Source organism: Candidatus Pelagibacter sp. HIMB1695 (assembly GCF_052047655.1).
GTDB lineage: Bacteria > Pseudomonadota > Alphaproteobacteria > Pelagibacterales > Pelagibacteraceae > Pelagibacter.
Map to the genome: position 1 here is coordinate 228,050 of NZ_JBNAJT010000001.1, position 12,849 is coordinate 240,898.

Consider the following 12,849-nt stretch of genomic DNA (forward strand, 5'->3'; position numbering starts at 1 on the left):
TAATGATTTGTCCTTGCGAAAAAAAAGGTGATACGTCAGTTGTAGATTCTAGACCAACTGAAGATGGAACTGCAATAAGAAGAAGACGATTATGTATATGTGGCGAAAGATTTACTACCTTTGAAAGAATTCAATTTAGAGAATTAATGGTTGTTAAAAAAAATGGAAGAAAATCTTCTTTTGACAGAGATAAATTATCTAAATCAATCTATATAGCATTAAAAAAGAGACCAATTGATACGGAAACTGCTGAGAAATTTATAAGTAAAATCTCAAGATCATTAGAAGAACTTGGACAAACAGAAATATCAACTAGTACAATTGGAACAATGGTTATGGAAGGATTAAAAGAGCTTGATCCTGTAGCATACGTGCGTTTTGCTTCCGTTTATAGAAATTTTAGAGAAGAAAAAGACTTTGTGCAATTCGTGGACAGATTAGATGTCTACAAAAAAAGATAAATTTACCAGTAAAGATAAACAATTCATGCAAATTGCCCTTAATTTGGCAATTGCTCGCGAAGGTTTAACCGGCACAAACCCATCTGTTGGATGTGTAATTGTTAAAAATAATAAAATTATATCTATAGGACAGACTTCACATGATGGAAGGCCTCATGCTGAACGAAATGCAATTAAAGACTCTATTGAAAATGTTGCTGGTTCAAAGATGTATGTCACTTTAGAACCGTGTTGTCATAAAGGAAAAACACCACCTTGTACAAATTTAATAATTAAATCAAAAATATCAGAAGTTATTTACTCAAATTCTGATATTGACGAACGTGTTAGTGGAAAATCTTTTAAAGTTTTAAAATCAAGTAAAATAAAAGTTAGAAAAAATCTTTTAAAAAAAGAAATCAGTCGGTTTTACTATCCTTATTTTTTTAACAGAAAAAATAAAATACCTTTTGTTACAGGTAAAATTGCAGTTTCAAAGAACAATTTAATTTATAGTAAAGAAAAGCAAAAAATTACTAATATTTATTCTGATAAGTTTTCACATTTTTTAAGATATAAAAATGATACGATATTAATTTCACACAAAACCTTAAATAAGGATAATCCAAAACTCAATTGTAGACTTAAAAACAAAAATAATTTTTCACCTATAAGAGTTATTTTAGATAATAAGCTAAATTCTAATCCAAACTCTTACTTAATAAAATCTGCAACTAAAATAAAAACAATTATTTTTTATAATGAAGCAACAAAATCAAAAATCTCATTATTTAAATCTAAAAAAGTCTTATTAATAAAATCTAAAATTAATAAAAATAAAGAATTCAATTTAAAAGAAATATTAAAAAAAATTTATTCTTTAGGAAGTAGAAATTTATTGGTTGAAGGTGGAGATAAACTTACAAAATCATTCATAAATGATAAAATTTTTAATAAATTTTATTTGTTTAAAAGTTCCAAAAATTTGTCTAAAAATTCTGAATTTGTTGAATTTAACAGTTTAAATACTTTAAAATCAAAATATAGATATAAGTCAAAACTAAACCTTAAATTAAAAAAGGATAAAATAGAATTTTATAAAAACTATGTTTAACGGAATTATATATAACCAAGGTATTGTCAAAAGAATTGCCAAAAGACCAAAAGGCATCAATATATTTGTTAAAAGTAACTTAAAAGTTTCATCAAAAGATATGGGATTGTCAGTTGCATGTGATGGGGTATGTCTCACACTAATTTCCTATAAGTCAAAAATAATGGAATTTTATTTATCAAATGAAACTTTAATTAGGTCCAAATTTAAATTTCTCAAAACAAATGATGTTTTGAACTTAGAGTTACCTTTGAAATATGGAACTAAAATTTCTGGTCATATCTGCCAAGGTCATGTTGATACGGTTGGAATAATTAATTTTATTAAAAAAATAGATAAATCTTATCTTTTTGATTTTGAGATTCCAAAAAAAGAAAGAAAACATTTAATAGAGAAGGCGTCAATATGTGTAAATGGCATCTCTCTTACAATTTCAAAAATTACAAAAAAAGGTTTTCAAATTTGGATTATTCCCCATACTTATAAAGAGACCAATTTATCTACTTTAAAAAAATCTAGTTTGGTAAATATTGAGATTGATATCTTGTCTAAATATGTAAGAAATTATTTTAATGACAAAAAATAATTTTGCATCAATAGAAACTATTATTAGTATTGCTAGAAAAGGTGGAATGTTCATTTTAGTTGATGATGAAAAAAGAGAAAATGAAGGTGATTTAGTAATATCCACATCAGATACTAATTCAAAAAATATAAATTTTATGGCCAAGTATGGCAGAGGTTTAATTTGTTTAGCTCTAGATAGTGTTCAGGCAAAAAAATTAAACCTTTCATTAATGTCACCAATTAATCAATCAAGAAATAAAACTGCATTTACCATTTCTATCGAAGCTAGAAAGGGAATTACAACTGGAATTTCAGCGAAGGATAGAGCCAAAACAATTAAAGTTGCTTCAAAGAAAAATGCTAACAAAAATGAAATTGTATCTCCAGGTCATGTTTTTCCAATAATAGCAAAAGATGGAGGTGTACTTGTTAGAGCTGGGCATACAGAAGCTTCAGTTGATATCTCAAAATTAGCAAAAAAAAATAATTCAGCTGTTATTTGTGAAATTATGAACGAAGATGGAACAATGGCCAAAGGTAACGATTTATTTAATTTTGCAAATAAGCATAAACTTAAAATAGGTAAGATTGAAGATTTGATTGCTTATAGACTTAAAAAAGAAAAATTAATTAAATTAAAAAAACAAAGCTCAATAATTGTAAAAGATCAAAAGTATAATATTCGAATTTATGAAAATTTAATTGATGGTGCAGAACATTTTGCTTTAATTAAAGGAAAAATAAAAAAGGGTATTACCCCAAGGGTAAGAGTGATCTCTTCAAATGTAGTTCAAAATTATTTAATTAATCAACAATTACCAAACTCATTTAACAAAACTTTGAATTATTTTAAAAAATATAACAATTGTGTATTAATCTTTATTAAAGACTCTAATTTAAAATCTGTAACACAAACTCTAAAAGATTATAAAAATAAAGATTTTTATAAAAAGGGTAATGATAAATTAATAAGAAATTACGGAATTGGAGCTCAAATTATAAAAGATTTGAAAATTAAAAATATGATATTAATCACAAAATCTCCAAAAAAAGTTATTGGTTTAGATGGTTATGGTATAAAAATTACTAAACAAGAATTGATATAATGAAGAAAAAAATTTTGATTGTTATAGGTGATTATTACAAAGATATTGCAGATGGACTACTTAAAAGTGCTTTAAAATTAATCTCAAAAAAAAATAATATAAAAGTTATTAATGTTCCAGGAGCTTTTGAAATCCCAGTAACTATTTCAAAAAACATAAATAAGCATGATGCCTTTTTAGCTTTAGGCTGTGTTATTAAGGGTCAAACTCCTCACTTTGATTTTATTTCTCAAGCAGCAACTAATGGTATTATGGAATTATCAATTTCAAGTAAAAAACCAATTGGGAATGGAATAATTACTTGTTTGAATATGTCTCAAGCTAAAGCGAGAAAGAAAAAAGGTGCGGAAGCAGCTGAAGCAGTAATTTCTGTTCTATCTCAAAAATGAGAACACATTTTAATCCAAAAAATAATCCTAGGGTTATAATAATTCAAAAACTCTATGGTAAATTTTATAACGAAGATGATGAATTACAGTTTCCAAAACACAGATTTAAAAAATTTATTAAAGATATTGTACTAGGAACTATCGAAAGAAATGATCTAATTATAGATGAATTAAAAAATAAATTAGGTGATGAATTTGTCTTTGAAAATTTAGATAAGGTTTTTCAAACTATTTTAAAAGCTGCTACATATGAATTAATGTATAAACCTAATTTATCCTTAAAAATAATTATTAAAGAGTATTTAAATTCATCAAATTATTTCTTAGAAAATTCACAAACTAAATATCTAAATGCTTTGCTTGATAATGTTGGAAAAAAATTAAGAACAAATGCATGAATTTGAATTAATAAACAATTATTTTTCTAATATTTCTAAAAAAAATAAAGCAGCTTTAAATTTAAACGATGATGTTTTTTTTGATAAAAAAAAAGGATTAGTTATTTCAGTAGACACATACAACATAGGTACCCATTTCATAGATTTTAAAAGACCAGATTTAGTTATTAAAAAGATTTTAAGATCTTCCATTTCTGACATAATCTGTAAAGGAGTTGACCCGAAATATTATTTTATTGCTGGATCAGGAAATAAACAAAACTTCACAAAAAATAATCTTAAAAAAATATCTAATTCTTTAAGAGAAGAGCAAAAAAAATATAATTTATTATTAGGAGGAGGGGATACAACTTTTTCAAATAAACTTAGCTTTACAATAACCTCAGTTGGTTACTCAAAAAAAATAATCTATAGAAATCAATCTAATGTAAATAATGATATATATGTTACAGGAAATTTAGGTGATAGTTTTATCGGACTACAGATTTTAAAAAATAAAATTAAGTTGAATAAATCTAAAACTAAGTATTTTATAAATAAATATTATATGCCCGATATCCAAAATAAGTTTTCTAAAAATTTACTTTCTCTAGCAACAAGTTCTATGGATATATCTGATGGTTTAATCGCAGATTTGAATAAATTAATAAACAAGCAAAATGTTTCTTATAAAATTTATGAAAAATCCATTCCTGTATCAAGAAATCTCAACAACCTAATTAATAGTAAGAATTTAAATAAAATTGATCTAGTTTCTAATGGAGATGATTATCAAATTTTGTTTACTGCTAGACCAAACAATGCCAGAATCATAAATAAATTAAGTAAATCTCTTGGTGTAAAAATTTCTAAAATAGGAACTATTTTATCTGGTAAAAACAAGTCTTTAATTTTAGATCAAAAAGATAGAGAAATCGCCAATAATACAGGTGGTTATATCCATCAATTTTGAAGTTAATTATTGTCTTTTTTGACTTTTTTTGTATTGTCCGGGCTTAAAAAATTAACAACCAACAACTAAGGGTTATATGAGCGCAACTGTCGAAACTATTTTATTATATACAATTGGAGCCGGTTTTTTATCTATCGTTTACGGGTTTTTAACTGGAAAAAACATTTTAAATTCAAGTGCAGGAAATGCAAAAATGCAAGATATTGCATCAGCTATCCAAATTGGAGCAAAAGCTTATCTCGCTAGACAATACAAAACAATTGCAATTGTTGGTGCAGCTGTTCTTGTAATTGTTAGTATTGCATTTAGTCCATTAGTTGGTCTTGGTTATTTGATAGGTGCAGCATTATCTGGTATTGCAGGATATGTTGGAATGTTAGTTTCTGTAGAAGCAAATGTTAGAACTGCTGAAGCTTCAAGAAAAGGTCTAGCTCAAGGTCTTTCAGTGGCTTTTAAATCTGGTGCTGTAACTGGTATGTTGGTTGCTGGTTTAGCATTGTTGGCTATAGCAGTTTATTATTTTTTATTACTTAAATATGAAGTTGATGAGAGAGAGATTGTAAATGCTCTTGTTGCCTTAGGTTTTGGTGCGTCTTTAATTTCAATTTTTGCAAGATTAGGTGGAGGTATTTTCACTAAAGGTGCAGATGTTGGGGCTGACCTAGTTGGTAAAGTTGAAGCTGGTATTCCTGAAGATGATCCTAGAAATCCAGCTGTAATTGCAGATAACGTTGGAGATAATGTTGGTGATTGTGCAGGTATGGCAGCTGATTTATTTGAAACATATGCAGTTACTATTGTTGCTACCATGGTTTTATCATCAATTTTCTTCGTAGGTGATCTCAACATGATGATTTATCCTCTTACAATTGGTGCAGCTTGTTTATTAACATCTATAATAGGTACATTCTTTGTTAAACTTGGAAAAGATAACAATGTGATGAATGCATTATACAAGGGATTTATTGTATCTGCAGTTGCATCACTAGTTATTCTTTGGCCAGTAACTGATCATGTTATTGGTTTTACAAATGAATACTCTGTTAATGGAAATACGTTTAATGGAATGGATTTATATTACTGTGGAGTAATTGGTTTAGTTATCACTGGTTTATTAATCTGGATTACAGAATATTACACAGGAACAAGTTATAGACCTGTTAAATCTGTTGCTTTATCATCAACAACTGGTCACGGTACTAACGTTATTCAAGGTTTGGCTGTATCAATGGAAGCAACAGCTATTCCAGCATTAATAATTGTTGCTGGTATTTTAATCACAAACTCTATTGCTGGTTTATTTGGTATTGCAATCGCCGTTACAACTATGTTGGCATTAGCTGGAATGGTTGTAGCTTTAGATGCTTACGGTCCAGTAACTGACAATGCTGGAGGGATAGCTGAAATGTCTAACTTGGATAAAAAAGTTAGAAAAACTACTGATGCTCTAGATGCTGTTGGTAATACAACTAAAGCTGTTACAAAAGGATATGCGATTGGTTCTGCTGGTTTAGGGGCACTAGTTTTATTTTCTGCTTACACAGAAGATATTAAACATTTTTCTAAAGAAGCAGGCTCTGCTCTTGAAGGTATAGTTGTAACTTTTGATTTATCAAACCCATATGTTGTTGTTGGTCTATTAATTGGTGGAATGTTACCTTACTTATTCGGATCTATGGGAATGCAAGCTGTTGGAAGAGCAGGTGGTGCTGTAGTAGTAGAAGTTAGAAGACAGTTTAAAAAATTCCCAGGTATCATGAAAAGAAAACAAAAACCTGATTATGCAAAATTAGTTGATTTGTTGACTGTTGCTGCAATTAAAGAAATGATAATCCCATCATTATTACCAGTATTATCACCTGTAGTTTTATACTTTATAATTCTATCAATAGGTGGTCAGGTTGCAGCATTAGCTGCTGTTGGTGCAATGCTTTTAGGAGTTATTATTACTGGACTGTTTGTAGCTGTTTCTATGACTGCTGGTGGTGGCGCATGGGATAATGCCAAGAAGTATATTGAAGATGGAAATCATGGTGGCAAAGGTTCAGAGGCTCATAAAGCTGCTGTAACAGGAGATACTGTTGGTGATCCATATAAAGATACCGCAGGTCCAGCTGTTAATCCAATGATTAAAATTACAAATATTGTAGCTTTATTATTATTAGCAGTTATCGCTGGTTAATTTCTCTACGTTTTTTGGCCCTCGTTCCAAGAGGGTCATTAAGCTTTTGTCTCATACTAGACATAAAATCATATACAAATGAATTTTTTCTAAAGTTTGATTCTGTTGTAGCTTTAACGTATTCAATTTTTTCCATATCTTTTTTGTTATAAAAATTTTTTTTCTTAAGTAATCCGTATTTATCAATTTCTAATACCAAAATATCATTTTTGTATATTTTCATTTTCCCTAAATTTGCAAATTTAGATTGAGTTTGCTTTCTTTCAATATATATCCAAACATCGTTATCAAATTTGCTTTTAGTTGAAGGAAGACCAAGTATTTTAATTATATCGTTTTTGTTTGTTTCATTTTCAACAATATCTAATTGTTTTTTTTCTAAAAAATGTACACCATGATGGTCAATAACAGGTTTAAATGAGCAATTTGAGAGTATTAATAATGCAAAAAAAATATATAATTTATTCATGAGTAATGAGTATATACATATTTATAATAAATTGATTAATTTCACTAGAAATAAAGATTTATATAAGGATTTAAATAGAGAAGACAGTTTTTCTGATAGATTGACTTTATTTTTACTTCATTTTTCATTTTTTCTGAAAAATTATAAAAATGAAGAAAATAAAAAAGTATTACAAGAAATTTATGATTTCAATTTTAGACAATTAGAACTGAGTATCAGAGAAATAGGGTATGGAGATCAATCTATAAACAAAAAAATGAAAGATTATATTAATTTGTTTCATTCCATGGTTTCAGAGATACATTTTTGGGACGATTTATCGAAATCAGATAAAATTGAAAAATTATCAATATTTTTAGAAGATTTTAATAATATCGATGATTTACTTGATTATTTTGATGAATTTAACTTAAATTTATCAAAAAAAACTTTGAATTATCATTTAAAAAGTGTAAGTAACCCATAATTATGGCTGTACCAAAACGAAAACAAACCCCTTCCAGAACTGGAATGAGAAGGGCACAAACAATGAAATTTTCAACTAAAAATATAGTTGAAGATAAAAAATCAGGTGAATACAGACTTTCTCATCATCTAGATTTAAAAACTGGTATGTATAAGGGTAGACAAGTTTTAGACCCAAAAGAATAGTATAATTATCTTAATGTCCGAAAAAATTAAAATTGCAGTTGATGCAATGGGTGGTGATGGTTCACCAAAAAAAGTTATCGATGGTATTATTTACAACCATCAATCAAATAAAAACAATTTTTACAAAATATTTGGAGATAAAAATAAAATTTCTCCATTAATTGAAAATAAAATTAATAAAGAGTTTTATGAAATTTTTCATACAGAGAATGCAATAAAAAGTACAGATAGCCCTCTAGAAGGGGCAAAAAGAGGAAAAGATACTAGTATGTGGTTGGCTATTCAAAGTGTTAAAGAAAAGCATGCTGATATAGTTATATCTGCTGGTAATACAGGCGCTCTATTAGTTGTATCAAAATTAAATCTTAAAATGATTGAAAATATAGATAAACCAGCTCTATCTGCGCTGTGGCCAAATAAAAAAGGCATGAGCGTTGTATTAGATCTTGGGGCTAATATTGAATGCAGTGCAAAAAATCTAAGTGATTTTTCTTCTATGGGAGCTGCACTTTATAACTCGTTATATCCAAATGAAATGGCCAATGTTGCTTTATTGAATATTGGTTCAGAAGAATTAAAGGGTAATGAAGTAATAAAAGAAACATATCAAATTCTTAATGACAAAAAAAATGAAAATTTTAATTTTTCAGGATACATTGAAGGTAATCATATTATGGATGGTGAAGTTGATGTAATTGTTTCAGATGGATTTACAGGAAATGTAGCATTAAAAACAGCAGAGGGAACTGCAAATTTTATTACAAGTGAATTAAAAAAAGCGATGACAGGAAATTGGATAGGTAAGTTGTCTTCTTTTTTAAATATTGCAAATCTAAGCAAATTTAAAAAAAGATTAGATCCAAGGTTGTACAATGGTGCAATTTTTATAGGATTAGACTCTCCAGTAGTAAAAAGTCATGGTGGTACAGATTATGTGGGCTTTGCTAACTCATTAGATGTTTGTCATAGAATTGTTAAAGGTAATTTGATAGAAAAGATCAAACAGAATCTTTAAATGAGAATAAATTTAACTAAAAAAGATTTAGTTAATTTAGTTTATATGCAACTAGGTTTTTCTAAACAGATTTCAGAAAACTTAATTGATGATTTTTTATCTACTATTGTTTCCAACATTAAATCTGAGAAAACACTTAAATTATCTAAGTTTGGAACTTTTTCTATAAGACAAAAAAAAAGTAGAATTGGCAGAAACCCGAAAACCAAGGAAACAAAAGTAATATCTAGTAGGGATGTTGTTTTATTTAAACCTTCAAAAGAATTTAAAGAATTTATAAATCTTAAAGACTATGGATAAAGCTGATCAGGCTTATAAAACTATTGGTGAAGTTGCTAAAATTTTAGACTTAAAAGTCAATAAGAAAGGTTCTTTGCCTACTCACATAATAAGATTTTGGGAAACACAGTTTAAACAAATCAAGCCAAAAATTCTTAATTCCAATAGAAGATATTATGATGAAAAAAATATTGATCTTCTCAAGAAGATTAAATATTTACTCAAGGATCAAGGAATGACAATTAATGGAGTTAAAAAGATCCTTGATAATGAAGATACTTTAAAGCTTGACGAAATGGCAGATAAATCTATAAAAGCTGAAAAATTAAAAAATAAGTTAACTAAAATATCAAATATTTTAAAAACACTAAAATAAATGGCGAAAAAAACACACGTAAAAGTTAGAATGGTACCAGAAGCTAAACCAGATAGTCCTTACTTTTATTATGTAAAAAAACCTGCAGGTGGCGAAAAAGCTAAAGTAAAATTATCTGCAAAAAAATATAATCCTGATACTAGAAAACATGAAATGTTTGTGGAGAAAAAGCTTCCACCGCACAGTAAATAAATTATTTTTTTTTAAAATTTCTTCTTTCGTAATCAATATAAGACCAAATCATATTTTTCCAAATACGATTAGTTATCTTTGGATCAATGCCTTGTTTTAAGGATTTTGCTTTAATTTTTTTTAAAATAAAATTAATTCTTTTCTTATCTACAATTTCTTTTTTAAATTCTTTAAGCTTTAAAACTTCTTCAACTAGCTTTGTTCTATATTTTATAAGTGATAACAGTTTATTATCTAATTTATCTAGCTTAACTCTTATTAAATCTAGTTTTTTTTTATTATTTGGCGACATTTAATTTATTGGAATACTTAATAATTATTATATTTATCTGAGCATGTACAGTGAGAATAATCATTTAAATAATCAACTTAAATTGTGGATGCTATCATTATTAATTTTAGTTTCTTCAATAATATTGATTGGAGGTTTAACAAGATTAACTGACTCCGGACTATCAATTACTACTTGGGAATTATTTGTTGGTTTTTTTCCACCTTTTACAAATGAAAAATGGTTAGAATATTTTAGTTTATATAAAACAATTCCTGAATATAGCCAACAAAACTTCAATATGACTCTTGATGAATTTAAAGTAATATTTTGGTGGGAGTGGGGACACAGGCAATTAGGGAGAATAATTGGTTTAACAGTATTGCTCCCAATGGTTTATTTTTCAGTAAAACATGGACTTTGGATTATAAAAAAATATGGAATTATTTTTTTACTAGTTTGTTTTCAAGGATTTTTGGGTTGGTACATGGTATCAAGTGGATTAGTTGAGAGAGTAGATGTTAGTCATTATAGACTAGCAATACATTTAGTTACAGCTTTTATAATCTTATCAATTGTATATTGGCAATTTTTAAATTTATCATCCTCTTCAAATCAAACAATTTCTATTAATCTTTTTATAGTAAAAATTTTTTTAGCTTTATTATTTTTGCAATTAATTATAGGTGCTTTTGTATCCGGTATGGATGCTGGTAAAATCTATAACACCTGGCCATTGATGGGAGTTAATTATTTTCCCGATGATAGTAGTTTTAAAGAGTTTTTGAATTTTAAAGTTTTTGATAATCCCTCTATTGTTCAATTTATACATAGAAATTTAGCATACTTAATTGTTATCTTTTATGCCTTAATCCTCTTTAAGGTAATTAACACTGGAAACAAAAAATTATACAAACCCATCACAGTAATTGGTTTGGCTTTAGCATTTCAAATTTTTCTTGGAGTAATAACTATTTTATCTGGAGTAAAAATGTTATTTGCATCTTTACACCAGATAAATTCTATTTTGATAATACTTTCAACTTTGTATTTTATATTTATCTCAAAATATAAAAGACAAATTAATTAATTTCTATTTGTAGACATATAAATAAAATTAACTAACTGCTTTTAAATTACCTTTTGATGATTTGTCTAAAGCTTGATCTAAATCATCAATGATATCATCAATATGTTCTAAACCAATACAAAGTCTAACATATCCAGGGGTTACACCAGAAGCAGCTAATTCATCCTCATTTAATTGACTGTGAGTGGTTGTTGCTGGGTGTATTGCTAAACTTCTAGCATCACCTATATTTGCAACGTGATAAAACATTTTTAAAGCCTCAATGAATTTTTTACCAGCCTCGATACCACCAGCTAATTCAATACCAACTAAAGCACCATTACCATTTTTCAGATATTTTTTTGCTCGACTTGATATCTCTTCATTATGTTCAGTGGCATAAATTACTCTCTCAACAGCCTTATGATTTTTTAAGTACTCTACAACTTTTGCAGCATTATCACAGTGTTGTTTCATTCTTAAAGCAACTGTTTCAAGTCCTTGTATAACACCAAATGCATTATCTGGAGAAAGTGCTGATCCTAAATCTCTTAACAAGGTTACTCTTGCTCGTACTGCAAAGGCAACATTTGCACCTGTTAATTCAGGCACAGCTTTACCCCAAACAACACCTCCATAACTTGCATCTGGTTCATTAAATAGTGGCTGTCTTTTTGGATCTGCTGTCCAATCAAAATTTCCACCATCTACCAGTGCGCCTCCAACTACTGTTCCATGACCTGCTATATATTTTGTTAAAGAATAAACAACCACAGCAGCACCATGTTCAATTGGTTTACAAATTACAGGGGCAGCAGTGTTATCCAAGATTAATGGAATGTTATATTTTCTACCAATATCTGAAACTTCTTTAATTGGAAAAACTCTTAAATATGGGTTTGGTAATGTTTCTCCATAAAAAGCTCTAGTTTTATCGTCTATTGCTTTTTCAAAGTTTTTTGGATCAGAAGGATCCGCATATCTTACTTCTATACCAAGCTTACTTAAAGTATGTGTAAACAACGAAACTGTTCCACCATATAGATCTGTTGAACTGACAATATTGTCTCCAGCTTGAGCAACGTTTAATATTGCAAAAGTAGATGCAGTTTGACCAGACGCTACAGTTAAACTTGCAAGACCACCTTCAAGAGCAGCGATTCTTTTTTCTAACACATCGTTAGTTGGATTCATTATTCGTGTATAGATGTTTCCAAACTCTTTTAACGCAAATAAATTTGCTGCATGTTCAGTGTTATTAAATTGATACGAGGTTGTTCTATAAATTGGAACTGCTACTGAATTTGTAGCTGGATCACTTCTGTAATCTCCACCATGTATCGCAATAGTTTCTGGATTATTTCTTTTTGTACTCATTT

General features: G+C 28.1%; 18 protein-coding genes. 15 read left to right on the forward strand and 3 right to left on the reverse strand.

All coding sequences use genetic code 11. The annotated features are described in order from the left end of the window. Positions 1-2: 2 nt before the first annotated feature. From nrdR to ACTTAX_RS01305, 8 genes are all read left to right on the forward strand, one after another. Entirely contained in the window at positions 3-461 is a 459-nt protein-coding gene (nrdR, locus tag ACTTAX_RS01270) for a transcriptional regulator NrdR (protein WP_075506746.1), read from the forward strand. Further along, positions 442-1,554: a bifunctional diaminohydroxyphosphoribosylaminopyrimidine deaminase/5-amino-6-(5-phosphoribosylamino)uracil reductase RibD gene (gene ribD, locus ACTTAX_RS01275; protein ID WP_440692256.1), complete on the forward strand. Its 1,113-nt coding sequence runs from the start codon at positions 442-444 to the stop codon at positions 1,552-1,554. The genes nrdR and ribD overlap by 20 nt, the downstream gene beginning before the upstream one ends. Further along, the gene (locus tag ACTTAX_RS01280; RefSeq protein ID WP_440692257.1) at positions 1,547-2,140 is read left to right on the forward strand and encodes a riboflavin synthase; all 594 of its coding nucleotides are present in this window, start codon (positions 1,547-1,549) and stop codon (positions 2,138-2,140) included. The genes ribD and ACTTAX_RS01280 overlap by 8 nt, the downstream gene beginning before the upstream one ends. After that, the gene (ribB, locus tag ACTTAX_RS01285; protein ID WP_440692259.1) at positions 2,127-3,227 is read left to right on the forward strand and encodes a 3,4-dihydroxy-2-butanone-4-phosphate synthase; all 1,101 of its coding nucleotides are present in this window, start codon (positions 2,127-2,129) and stop codon (positions 3,225-3,227) included. The genes ACTTAX_RS01280 and ribB overlap by 14 nt, the downstream gene beginning before the upstream one ends. Next, on the forward strand, positions 3,227-3,616 hold the full coding sequence (gene ribH / locus ACTTAX_RS01290) for a 6,7-dimethyl-8-ribityllumazine synthase (RefSeq protein WP_440692261.1): 390 nt from the start codon (positions 3,227-3,229) through the stop codon (positions 3,614-3,616). The genes ribB and ribH overlap by 1 nt, the downstream gene beginning before the upstream one ends. Beyond that, positions 3,613-4,014: a transcription antitermination factor NusB gene (locus ACTTAX_RS01295; protein ID WP_440692263.1), complete on the forward strand. Its 402-nt coding sequence runs from the start codon at positions 3,613-3,615 to the stop codon at positions 4,012-4,014. The genes ribH and ACTTAX_RS01295 overlap by 4 nt, the downstream gene beginning before the upstream one ends. After that, entirely contained in the window at positions 4,007-4,966 is a 960-nt protein-coding gene (thiL, locus tag ACTTAX_RS01300) for a thiamine-phosphate kinase (protein ID WP_440692265.1), read from the forward strand. Before ACTTAX_RS01295 ends, thiL begins: the two co-directional genes overlap by 8 nt. A 76-nt stretch (positions 4,967-5,042) precedes the next feature. Next, positions 5,043-7,148, forward strand: a complete 2,106-nt coding sequence (locus ACTTAX_RS01305) for a sodium-translocating pyrophosphatase (protein ID WP_440692266.1) — start codon at positions 5,043-5,045, stop codon at positions 7,146-7,148. On the opposite strand, the gene bamE is transcribed toward ACTTAX_RS01305, so the two are convergent. Next, positions 7,135-7,617, reverse strand: a complete 483-nt coding sequence (bamE, locus tag ACTTAX_RS01310) for an outer membrane protein assembly factor BamE domain-containing protein (RefSeq protein ID WP_440692268.1) — start codon at positions 7,615-7,617, stop codon at positions 7,135-7,137. The genes ACTTAX_RS01305 and bamE overlap by 14 nt on opposite strands. Here bamE and ACTTAX_RS01315 point away from each other — a divergent pair. Genes ACTTAX_RS01315 through ACTTAX_RS01340 form a run of 6 tightly spaced genes read left to right on the forward strand, consistent with a single transcriptional unit; the run spans position 7,616 to position 10,130 of the window. After that, positions 7,616-8,083, forward strand: a complete 468-nt coding sequence (locus ACTTAX_RS01315; protein ID WP_440692269.1) for a ubiquinol-cytochrome C chaperone family protein — start codon at positions 7,616-7,618, stop codon at positions 8,081-8,083. The two genes, bamE and ACTTAX_RS01315, sit on opposite strands and share 2 nt — an antisense overlap. Positions 8,084-8,085: 2 nt before the next feature. Then, positions 8,086-8,268 carry a 50S ribosomal protein L32 gene (gene rpmF, locus ACTTAX_RS01320; RefSeq protein ID WP_023853776.1) on the forward strand — a complete coding sequence of 61 codons (183 nt, stop codon included), beginning with the start codon at positions 8,086-8,088 and terminating at the stop codon, positions 8,266-8,268. Between the two features lie 13 nt (positions 8,269-8,281). Continuing rightward, entirely contained in the window at positions 8,282-9,283 is a 1,002-nt protein-coding gene (gene plsX / locus ACTTAX_RS01325; protein WP_440692270.1) for a phosphate acyltransferase PlsX, read from the forward strand. Beyond that, positions 9,284-9,583, forward strand: coding sequence for an integration host factor subunit alpha (locus ACTTAX_RS01330; protein WP_440692271.1), 300 nt, complete (start codon positions 9,284-9,286; stop codon positions 9,581-9,583). After that, a complete protein-coding gene (locus ACTTAX_RS01335; protein WP_440651442.1) occupies positions 9,576-9,938 on the forward strand; it encodes a MerR family transcriptional regulator in 363 nt (120 codons plus the stop codon). Before ACTTAX_RS01330 ends, ACTTAX_RS01335 begins: the two co-directional genes overlap by 8 nt. Continuing rightward, positions 9,939-10,130, forward strand: a complete 192-nt coding sequence (locus tag ACTTAX_RS01340; RefSeq protein WP_023853780.1) for a 50S ribosomal protein L33 — start codon at positions 9,939-9,941, stop codon at positions 10,128-10,130. Between the two features lies 1 nt (position 10,131). Here ACTTAX_RS01340 and ACTTAX_RS01345 read toward each other — a convergent pair whose 3' ends face one another. Beyond that, entirely contained in the window at positions 10,132-10,422 is a 291-nt protein-coding gene (locus ACTTAX_RS01345; RefSeq protein WP_075506733.1) for a chorismate mutase, read from the reverse strand. 43 nt (positions 10,423-10,465) lie between these two features. On the opposite strand from ACTTAX_RS01345, the gene ACTTAX_RS01350 reads away from it, so the two are divergent. Further along, entirely contained in the window at positions 10,466-11,491 is a 1,026-nt protein-coding gene (locus ACTTAX_RS01350; protein ID WP_440692273.1) for a COX15/CtaA family protein, read from the forward strand. A gap of 27 nt (positions 11,492-11,518) precedes the next feature. On the opposite strand, the gene ACTTAX_RS01355 is transcribed toward ACTTAX_RS01350, so the two are convergent. Then, positions 11,519-12,847: an O-acetylhomoserine aminocarboxypropyltransferase/cysteine synthase family protein gene (locus tag ACTTAX_RS01355; RefSeq protein ID WP_440692274.1), complete on the reverse strand. Its 1,329-nt coding sequence runs from the start codon at positions 12,845-12,847 to the stop codon at positions 11,519-11,521. Between the last annotated feature and the right edge of the window lie 2 nt (positions 12,848-12,849).

Excerpts from the sequence above, each read along its gene's own strand:
- ACTTAX_RS01280 (WP_440692257.1), top strand. The coding sequence starts at position 1,547 with ATGTTTAACGGAATTATATATAACCAAGGTATTGTCAAAAGAATTGCC.
- thiL (WP_440692265.1), top strand. The coding sequence starts at position 4,007 with ATGCATGAATTTGAATTAATAAACAATTATTTTTCTAATATTTCTAAA.
- ACTTAX_RS01305 (WP_440692266.1), top strand. The coding sequence starts at position 5,043 with ATGAGCGCAACTGTCGAAACTATTTTATTATATACAATTGGAGCCGGT.
- ribB (WP_440692259.1), top strand. The coding sequence starts at position 2,127 with ATGACAAAAAATAATTTTGCATCAATAGAAACTATTATTAGTATTGCT.
- bamE (WP_440692268.1), bottom strand. The coding sequence starts at position 7,617 with ATGAATAAATTATATATTTTTTTTGCATTATTAATACTCTCAAATTGC.
- rpmF (WP_023853776.1), top strand. The coding sequence starts at position 8,086 with ATGGCTGTACCAAAACGAAAACAAACCCCTTCCAGAACTGGAATGAGA.
- ACTTAX_RS01350 (WP_440692273.1), top strand. The coding sequence starts at position 10,466 with ATGTACAGTGAGAATAATCATTTAAATAATCAACTTAAATTGTGGATG.
- ACTTAX_RS01355 (WP_440692274.1), bottom strand. The coding sequence starts at position 12,847 with ATGAGTACAAAAAGAAATAATCCAGAAACTATTGCGATACATGGTGGA.
- ACTTAX_RS01335 (WP_440651442.1), top strand. The coding sequence starts at position 9,576 with ATGGATAAAGCTGATCAGGCTTATAAAACTATTGGTGAAGTTGCTAAA.
- ACTTAX_RS01295 (WP_440692263.1), top strand. The coding sequence starts at position 3,613 with ATGAGAACACATTTTAATCCAAAAAATAATCCTAGGGTTATAATAATT.
- ribH (WP_440692261.1), top strand. The coding sequence starts at position 3,227 with ATGAAGAAAAAAATTTTGATTGTTATAGGTGATTATTACAAAGATATT.
- ACTTAX_RS01345 (WP_075506733.1), bottom strand. The coding sequence starts at position 10,422 with ATGTCGCCAAATAATAAAAAAAAACTAGATTTAATAAGAGTTAAGCTA.
- ACTTAX_RS01330 (WP_440692271.1), top strand. The coding sequence starts at position 9,284 with ATGAGAATAAATTTAACTAAAAAAGATTTAGTTAATTTAGTTTATATG.
- plsX (WP_440692270.1), top strand. The coding sequence starts at position 8,282 with ATGTCCGAAAAAATTAAAATTGCAGTTGATGCAATGGGTGGTGATGGT.
- ribD (WP_440692256.1), top strand. The coding sequence starts at position 442 with ATGTCTACAAAAAAAGATAAATTTACCAGTAAAGATAAACAATTCATG.
- ACTTAX_RS01315 (WP_440692269.1), top strand. The coding sequence starts at position 7,616 with ATGAGTAATGAGTATATACATATTTATAATAAATTGATTAATTTCACT.
- ACTTAX_RS01340 (WP_023853780.1), top strand. The coding sequence starts at position 9,939 with ATGGCGAAAAAAACACACGTAAAAGTTAGAATGGTACCAGAAGCTAAA.
- nrdR (WP_075506746.1), top strand. The coding sequence starts at position 3 with ATGATTTGTCCTTGCGAAAAAAAAGGTGATACGTCAGTTGTAGATTCT.